Below are 5,973 nucleotides of genomic sequence, written 5' to 3'. Positions count from 1 at the left end.
GCCGCCACCCCGGAGCCGTCCGGGCCCGGCTCACCCGTCCGGTCGCCACCGCGGGCCCCCGCGTCGGAGCCTTCGGAGGCGGGCGCCGCGTCGTCGTGGGCGGGGTGCCGGACCACCATGCGCTGCACCACGATGCCCTCGGGGTGCTCGTGGCGCAGGAAGGCCACGAGGTCCTCGCGCACGAGGCAGCGCAGGTCCCAGAGGTCGCCGGAGTTGCGGGCGGAGACCACGGCGCGGATGCGCACGACGCCGCCGGTCGCGTCGGTCACCTGCAGCGCGTGTTCGCGTCCGTCCCACAGGTCCGTGGACTCGAGCAGCTGGGTGAGTCGTGCGCGCAGCACGTCCATGGGCACGCGCCAGTCCACGTCCAGCTCCACGACGCCGGAGACCTCGGTGCCCACCCGCGTCCAGTTCTCGAACGGCTGGGTGGTGAAGTGCGAGGACGGGTAGACCATGCGGCGACCGTCCCAGAGCTTGAGCACCACGTTGGACAGGGTGATCTCCTCGACGGTGCCGAACACGCCCTCCATGTCCACCACGTCGCCCACCCGGATCGCGTCCGTGAAGGCGAGCTGGAAGCCGGCGAACACGTTGGTCAGCGTGGACTGCACGGCCAGGCCGGCGATCACCGAGATCACACCGGCGGAGGCGAGCAGACCGGCCCCGAGCGAGCGCACCTCGGGCACCCCCAGCAGGACCACGGCGACGGCCACCACCACGATCACCGCGTTGAGGATGCGCCGGATCAGGATGGTCTGCGTCCGGATGCGTCGCTCGCGGCGGTGCTCGACGCTGGTCTCCTGGTAGCGGCCGAGGATCCCCTTCTCGATCACGCCGACCAGGCGCCACGCGGCCCATGCGACCGCCGCGGCCACGGCGATGAGCAAGAGGAACGACGCCGGCCGGTACCAGGTCTGCTCCTCGGCCATGACCCCGAGCCAGATCCGGGAGGCCAGCAGGCCGGCGGCGACGGCGGCCGGCAGGCTCAGCCGGGCGGCGCCGTGCTGGAACGCGGGGCGGCGCACGAGCACGACGCGTGCCACCTGCAGGGCCAGGTACACGACCGCCGCGCCGATCGCGAACGCCATCAGCACGGTCAGCAGCGTCCCCCATTCCACGCCGAAGGCCCGGGTGGTGGCGGCCGCCCCGTCCTGGATGTCCCCCTCCACCCCGGTCGGCACGGTCTCGCCCGCCAGGAGGCGGTCCAGGGCGGTCAGCAGGGGCGGGGTCGCGAGGGCGGGCAGGACGGGGAGGACCATGACGACAGTCTGACACCCGCCCCCGGACGCGCCCCGGAGAAGAGCACAATGGAGCCTGACCGTCCGCGCGGTCCGGGCCCGGCCGTCGTCGTGCCCCGTCCCGCCGGCCCGCCGCCGCCCCTCTGGAGGAATCCGTGCTCTCCGTCACCGACCTGCGCCCGCTCGACACCGCCACCGCGGACCTGTCCCGCATCATCCCGCGGGCGAACGTGGACGTGTCCTCCGTGGTGCCGGTGGTCGCCCCGATCATCGAGCAGGTCCGCCACGGTGGCGAGCAGACCCTGCTGGAGCTGGCCGAGCGGTTCGACGGCGTCCGTCCGCCCGCCCTGCGCGTGCCCGCGGAGGCGCTCGAGGCCGCCCTGGCCGGGCTCGACCCGCGGGTGCGCGCGGCGCTGGAGGAGTCGATCCGCCGGGCCCGGCTCGTGCACGCCGCCCAGCACCCCCAGGACTCGACGGTCGAGCTGGGCGAGGGCGCCGTCGTCGAGAACCACTGGCTCCCCGTGGGCCGCGTGGGCCTGTACGTGCCCGGCGGCCGCGCCGTGTACCCCTCCTCGGTGGTGATGAACGTGGTGCCCGCGCAGGCGGCCGGCGTGGGGAGCCTCGCGGTGACCTCGCCCCCGCAGCGGGACCACGGCGGCCTGCCCCACCCCACCGTGCTCGCCGCGTGCGCGCTGCTGGGTGTGGACGAGGTCTACGCGGCCGGCGGCGCCCAGGCCGTGGCCATGCTGGCGCACGGCGTCCAGGACGACGACGGCGGGTGGCTCTGCGCGCCCGTCGACCTGGTGACGGGGCCCGGCAACGTGTACGTGGCCGCCGCGAAGCGCGCGCTGCAGGGCGTGATCGGCGTGGACGCCGAGGCCGGGCCGAGCGAGATCGCCGTGATCGCGGACGGCACCGCCCGCGCCGACTGGGTGGCCGCGGACCTGATCAGCCAGGCCGAGCACGACCCGCTGGCCGCCTCCGTGCTCATCACCGATTCCGAGGACCTGCTCCGGGACGTGCAGGCGGCGATCGAGGCGCAGGTGCCCGGGGCGTTCCACGAGGATCAGATCCGCGAGGCCCTCACCGGCCCCCAGTCTGGCGTGCTGCTGGTGCGGGACATGGACCAGGCCGTGGAGGTCTCCGACCGCTACGCCACCGAGCACCTCGAGATCCAGACGCGCGACCCCGAGGCCCTCGTGGGGCGCATCCGCAACGCCGGCGCCGTGTTCGTGGGCCCGCACGCCCCCGTGCCGCTGGGCGACTACTCGGCCGGGTCCAACCATGTGCTCCCCACCTCGGGGACGGCCCGGCACTCCTCCGGTCTGAACACGGTGACGTTCCTGCGCCTGCAGCAGCGCATCCGCTACACGGAGACCGGGCTCGAGGAGGTCGCGGACGGGATCGGCGTGCTGGCCGAGGACGAGCGCCTGCCCGCGCACGGCGCCGCGATCCGCGCCCGCTTCGCGTGAGGGGGCGGGCGTGAGCGGCGTCCGCATCGACGCGTGGCTGTGGGCCGTGCGGCTGTACAAGACCAGGTCCGCCGCGACGGCGGCGGTGCGCGCAGGCCACGTGCGCATCGACGGCGAGCCCGTGAAGGCGGCGACGCCCGTCGTCGTCGGGAACCGGGTGCGGGTGCGCCAGGACGGACGCGAGCGGATCCTCGAGGTCACGGGGCTGATCGCCAAGCGGGTGGGTGCCCCCGTGGCCCGGCAGCAGTACGTGGACCACTCCCCGCCGCCCGTGCCGCGTGAGCTGCTCGCGGTGCCGTACCGCGAGCGGGGCGCGGGCCGGCCCACCAAACGGGACCGCCGGCAGCTGGACGCGCTGCGCGGCCGCGACCGACGCTGAGCGACTCAGTCCTCCCCGCGCCGTCATCCGCCGTCGTGATGGCGGCCTCATGCGGAGGGTGCGGTCAGCACCATCCGGAACGGCTTGTCGTTGTCCACCGTGACGGTGAACGTCATCGGCCCCGCCTCATCCACGGGGGGAGTCGCCGCCGACCAGCCGCCGCACAGCGCCTCCGATCCGGCCATCCAGGTCTTCGTTCCCCCGCCACCCCGTGAGGTCAGGATCTCCGTCTCACCGGTGGCATCCGAAGGACACAGCACGATGACCCGAAGGACCGCACCCTGTTGAGCGTCCACGGTGATCTGTTGTGTGCCCGTCCCGACCGCCTCCTCCAGGACGGACTCCTTCTCCGGGTCGAGATGGTCCGCATCCGGATGCCGGCGCGTGTACTCGACCAACGTCATCCCGTCCTCCTCGAACAGCGCGGCGGGGAGTGCTTCTTCACCGGCGGGTGACGACGCGGACGAACCGGTGGCGGAGGCCGACCGGGTTGCCGAGGGGGCCGCTGACGTCGGGGTGACGGAGGACGCCGCAGCGGTGGAGGCCTTCGCGGTGGAGGAGACGCTGCCCGGGGAAGCGGAGCATCCCGAGATGGCGGTGCCGAGGAGAGCCGCGACGACCACGGCGGCCGACAATGCCGCACGCTTCTTCTTGATGTCCATCCGCATGATCCGATCCCTTCCAAGAGAACCGTCTGCGGGGGCCGCGGGCCGCGGTCTCGAGCTCCCCCCCTCTCGAGTGGCTTGATCCTGACTGGGGATGCGCGGTGTGTCAAGCATCACATCGGGCAGCTCGGATGACGCCGCGCGACCGCGGCGCTTTGACCGCCCCACGGACCCCTCCGTAGGCTGACCCCAGAATCACGAGTTCCCGTCATTCACGGCCCTGGCCGGCGGGACGGCAACCCTCTCACGCAGTAGTGGGGTGCTCCAGGTGATGATTCGGCCCCTCGGACACCCCGACGGGCAAGTACCGCGCCTCCGCGGATCCGGGCGATCCGCGTTCCCGCCGTCTGCGGAGCCGCGTCAGTCATCGGAAGAGGACGCGCGCCATGACCCTGACCCACGAACCCCACACCGCCACGTGGGACACCGACCTGTCCCTCGGCAACCTCCGCTCCGGCCTCTCGGCCTTCCCCACCGGGGTCGTCGCGCTGGCAGGCCTCGCCGACGGCGTCCCCGAGGTGATGGTCTCCTCCTCCTTCGGCGTGGGCATCTCCTGGGAGCCGGCCCTCGTGTCCTTCTCCGCGCAGAACAGCTCCCGCACCTGGCCGCGCCTGCGCCGGGCCGGGGCGATCGGCGTCTCCCTGCTCGCGGCGGACCAGACGCCGCTGTGCCGCCAGCTGGCCTCCCGCGAGGGCGACCGCTTCGCCGGTCTCGACGTGCACCGCAGCCCGCACGACGCCCTGCTGTTCGGGGGCTCCTCGCTCTGGCTCGAGACGCGGGTGCACGCCGAGGTCCCGGCGGGCGACCACACGGTGGTGCTGCTGGAGGTGACGGCCTTCGCGGATCACACGGACGCCGCTCCCCCGGCCGCCCTGCACCGCAATCTCTTCCACGGCCTGCGCGCGCTCTGAGCGAACTCCAGGTGAACAATCGGGCCCCTGGTTCCCGGTCGGCGAGATCCGTGCAATGATGGAGCCTGAAGTTGATCAAGCTGTATCCCGCCATCTTCACTGCTCGTCAGCCCGGCATCGCCGGCGTCGATGAGTGTTGGGCAAGCGGTTCAGTCTCGCCGCTTCACCCGCGTCCCACATCCGGGCCGCGGTCCAACACCGCCACCGCACCGCGGGGGCACATCGAAAGGACACCATCATGGCTGTCGGTACTGTCAAGTGGTTCAACGCTGAGAAGGGCTACGGCTTCATCGCCCCCGAGGACAACTCCGCGGACGTGTTCGTGCACTTCTCCGCCATCCAGGGCAACGGCTTCAAGGAGCTCCAGGAGAACGACCGCGTCGAGTTCGAGACCCAGGACGGCCCCAAGGGCCTCCAGGCCGCCAACGTGACGAAGCTCTGATCTTCGCCTGACGCACGGCTTCCGACGCCCCCGGTCCACACGGACCGGGGGCGTCGTCGTGTGTCAGGCGTCCACGCCCCGCCGCGCACTGCGCCGCACTCCGCCGTACGCCCGTTCGACCGCGGCGCTGCGACATCACCGCAGGGCTGCACTGCGGTGATGTCGCTGAGGCGCGGTCCTCCGGGGTGGGCCTCGTCCTGGCCCTGCGCGTCAGGCCGCGCCCCGCCGACCCACGTGGCGACGCAACAGCAGCACCACGCCCAGGGCCAGCAGATACCCGGCCGCGACGACCGCGAAGCCGGCCCGGTAGTCGCCCGTGACGTCGCGCAGCAGGCCCATCAGCAGCGGGCCCAGGGCGAAGCCGGCGTACATGCCCATCGAGTTCGCCCCGGTCGCACGGCCCAGCCGCTCGGCCGGCACCTCGCTCAACAGGCCCGCGTTGATCACCACGTTGGCGCCCAGCACCGTCAGGCCGTGCACCGCGGCGCCCACCCACAGCAGGGCCGGCAGGTCCAGCAGGTCCGCGGCGAGGAACACCGCGACGCCGGCCACCGCACCCAGGCAGATCACGGCCAGCAGGGTGGTGGGCCGGTCTCCGGAGCTCATCCGCCGGCTCCACCCGATCCGGGAGAGCACCCCCACCACCCCGGACACGGCCGCCGCGGCGCCGCCGGCCACGAGCGTCATTCCCAGCGTCTCGACCGCGAAAAGCGGCAGGTAGGTGTTCGTGGCCTGCATGCCCAGGCCGGTGAGGAACGCGATCGCCGCGAAGAACCAGACCGTGGCCGGCAGGGGCGAGGTGTCCCGCCGTCGTCGCCCGCCGACGGGGCCGGTGGCCGGCGGCGGCGCCCCGGGCAGCGGCGGGG

General features: G+C 73.2%; 7 protein-coding genes and 1 riboswitch. Of the genes, 4 read left to right on the top strand and 3 right to left on the bottom strand.

Features of this window, described 5'->3' with window-relative positions:
* Positions 1 to 1,259: mechanosensitive ion channel family protein (locus tag HMPREF3105_RS07865; RefSeq protein ID WP_070709128.1), on the bottom strand; the 1,259-nt coding region annotated here is incomplete at its 3' end.
* 134 nt (positions 1,260 to 1,393) lie between these two features.
* Between HMPREF3105_RS07865 and hisD the strand changes: the two genes are divergently transcribed.
* Together hisD and HMPREF3105_RS07855 are read left to right on the top strand one after the other, a co-directional pair.
* The gene (gene hisD, locus HMPREF3105_RS07860) at positions 1,394 to 2,710 is read left to right on the top strand and encodes a histidinol dehydrogenase (RefSeq protein WP_070709126.1); all 1,317 of its coding nucleotides are present in this window, start codon (positions 1,394 to 1,396) and stop codon (positions 2,708 to 2,710) included.
* Between the two features lie 10 nt (positions 2,711 to 2,720).
* Positions 2,721 to 3,089: an RNA-binding S4 domain-containing protein gene (locus HMPREF3105_RS07855; RefSeq protein ID WP_002855797.1), complete on the top strand. Its 369-nt coding sequence runs from the start codon at positions 2,721 to 2,723 to the stop codon at positions 3,087 to 3,089.
* 47 nt (positions 3,090 to 3,136) lie between these two features.
* Here the strand turns inward: HMPREF3105_RS07855 and HMPREF3105_RS13565 are convergent, their stop codons facing one another.
* Positions 3,137 to 3,751, bottom strand: coding sequence for a hypothetical protein (locus HMPREF3105_RS13565; protein WP_241252118.1), 615 nt, complete (start codon positions 3,749 to 3,751; stop codon positions 3,137 to 3,139).
* A 196-nt stretch (positions 3,752 to 3,947) separates the two neighbouring features.
* Positions 3,948 to 4,067, top strand: a riboswitch (SAM riboswitch).
* Positions 4,068 to 4,140: 73 nt separating this feature from the next.
* Between HMPREF3105_RS13565 and HMPREF3105_RS07840 the strand changes: the two genes are divergently transcribed.
* Together HMPREF3105_RS07840 and HMPREF3105_RS07835 are read left to right on the top strand one after the other, a co-directional pair.
* On the top strand, positions 4,141 to 4,665 hold the full coding sequence (locus HMPREF3105_RS07840; protein WP_070709121.1) for a flavin reductase family protein: 525 nt from the start codon (positions 4,141 to 4,143) through the stop codon (positions 4,663 to 4,665).
* Positions 4,666 to 4,903: 238 nt separating this feature from the next.
* Positions 4,904 to 5,107, top strand: coding sequence for a cold-shock protein (locus HMPREF3105_RS07835; protein ID WP_010080175.1), 204 nt, complete (start codon positions 4,904 to 4,906; stop codon positions 5,105 to 5,107).
* A gap of 210 nt (positions 5,108 to 5,317) precedes the next feature.
* Here HMPREF3105_RS07835 and HMPREF3105_RS07830 read toward each other — a convergent pair.
* On the bottom strand, positions 5,318 to 5,973 hold a 656-nt coding region (locus HMPREF3105_RS07830; RefSeq protein WP_141762466.1), incomplete at its 5' end, for an MFS transporter.

Source organism: Micrococcus sp. HMSC31B01 (assembly GCF_001816085.1).
Classification (GTDB): domain Bacteria; phylum Actinomycetota; class Actinomycetes; order Actinomycetales; family Micrococcaceae; genus Micrococcus; species Micrococcus luteus.
Note: the sequence above shows the minus strand (reverse complement) of the source record. Positions and strands in the feature narration are given on the sequence as shown.

What these genes read in the sequence shown, in the direction of transcription:
- HMPREF3105_RS13565 (WP_241252118.1), bottom strand. Translation starts at nt 3,751, where the DNA reads ATGGACATCAAGAAGAAGCGTGCGGCATTGTCGGCCGCCGTGGTCGTC.
- HMPREF3105_RS07835 (WP_010080175.1), top strand. Translation starts at nt 4,904, where the DNA reads ATGGCTGTCGGTACTGTCAAGTGGTTCAACGCTGAGAAGGGCTACGGC.
- HMPREF3105_RS07840 (WP_070709121.1), top strand. Translation starts at nt 4,141, where the DNA reads ATGACCCTGACCCACGAACCCCACACCGCCACGTGGGACACCGACCTG.